Below are 1,133 nucleotides of genomic sequence, written 5' to 3' on the forward strand. Positions count from 1 at the left end.
GCTGGAAGCGTGAAGAACTCCCATCATCGCAGGCCACAGGGCACTTCCTCGTTTCCGGAGAAGCTATCCACAGGCATCAAGCCGGTGGATTCGGGTTCAAGCGTGGAGGAACATGGACGCATCGGGGAATCGTGCGCATTCGGCGAAGTGTCTTTCGTCGGGGCAGACTTCGTCACGCCGATCAGGACCTGACCGGAATGCAGGTCGTCGCTCCGGGGCAGGGGCGGAATCCGAGCTGAGACCGATGTGGGGATCGGTCTGCGCCGGGAGGCGTCTGCTGGGGTGGCCGCACGTGATTTGGCCCGCAGGCGTGATCCGAATACGGCCGCCCGCTCGCCCGCTCGCCCGCTCGCCCGCTCGCCCGCACGCCCGGAACGCCGGTCGTCTGTCGGCCGGCGTTCCGGCCGGTCACGTCACCCGTGTGCTTCCGTGCGGTCGGACGACGCACGCCGCTGGATCAGCAGCGAGACGACGAGGAAGGCGCCGCCCACGAGCAGTGTGGCCGCCGCACCGAGGCCCGGAACGTTCAGCAGTCGCAGTGTCACGTGGGCCCAGACCCGCTCAAGGATCTGCACTGCCGCGAATACGGTGACGAACAGTCCCGCCACAGCGAACAGAACTGCGGGGATGCCAGCCCGCTTGAATTCTTCGGAAAGCTTCTTGAGGTTCATGTCCATCACGCTAACGATCTGAAGAAATCGCGGATTCGGCCATAGGTACGCATGATTCGCAGACCAAGGAAGCGTGGGTCGGAGGATTTCTAGACTTTGGTATGCCTGGAGGCCGAGGCCGTCCCTTCGTCGGGACGCGGCACGGGGATGGGTCCAGCCTCTGCGCAGGTTCAGCGGGTTGAGCCGGCCCCTGCGGTCCGCGACCGGTGCGGGGCTGCCGACCGTCGACCTCGGAGCCGTGGGTGGCGAACACGCGAGACGGTCGCCACCGCCCGGCCCCGCAGGCGGCGTCGTCGTCCGCCTCCCGTCGGCAAGGAAAGGGGGCGCGTCGGGCGGCGGGAGCACTGCTGCGTGGCTCGGCCCGGTCCAACGTCGCTCGGGTAGCTGAAGATCGTTTATGATCTCGATCTTGTGCCGAGAGATCACATAGTTGGTGAGACGTACCCGGAGCGGATCCGGATG

At 66.3% G+C, this 1,133-nt stretch carries 2 protein-coding genes; one reads left to right on the forward strand and one right to left on the reverse strand.

What is annotated here, in order from left to right; genetic code table 11:
• The coding region (locus ACFU5K_RS31995) for a hypothetical protein (RefSeq protein WP_384068283.1) at positions 1 to 192 on the forward strand (192 nt) is incomplete at its 5' end.
• A gap of 221 nt (positions 193 to 413) precedes the next feature.
• Here the strand turns inward: ACFU5K_RS31995 and ACFU5K_RS32000 are convergent.
• Entirely contained in the window at positions 414 to 677 is a 264-nt protein-coding gene (locus ACFU5K_RS32000; RefSeq protein WP_384068285.1) for a hypothetical protein, read from the reverse strand.
• Between the last annotated feature and the right edge of the window lie 456 nt (positions 678 to 1,133).

It is taken from the genome of Streptomyces sp. NPDC057428 (assembly GCF_042803195.1).
Taxonomy (GTDB): domain Bacteria; phylum Actinomycetota; class Actinomycetes; order Streptomycetales; family Streptomycetaceae; genus Streptomyces.

Coding starts and splice junctions, on each gene's coding strand:
- ACFU5K_RS32000 (WP_384068285.1), bottom strand. CDS start 677: ATGGACATGAACCTCAAGAAGCTTTCCGAAGAATTCAAGCGGGCTGGC.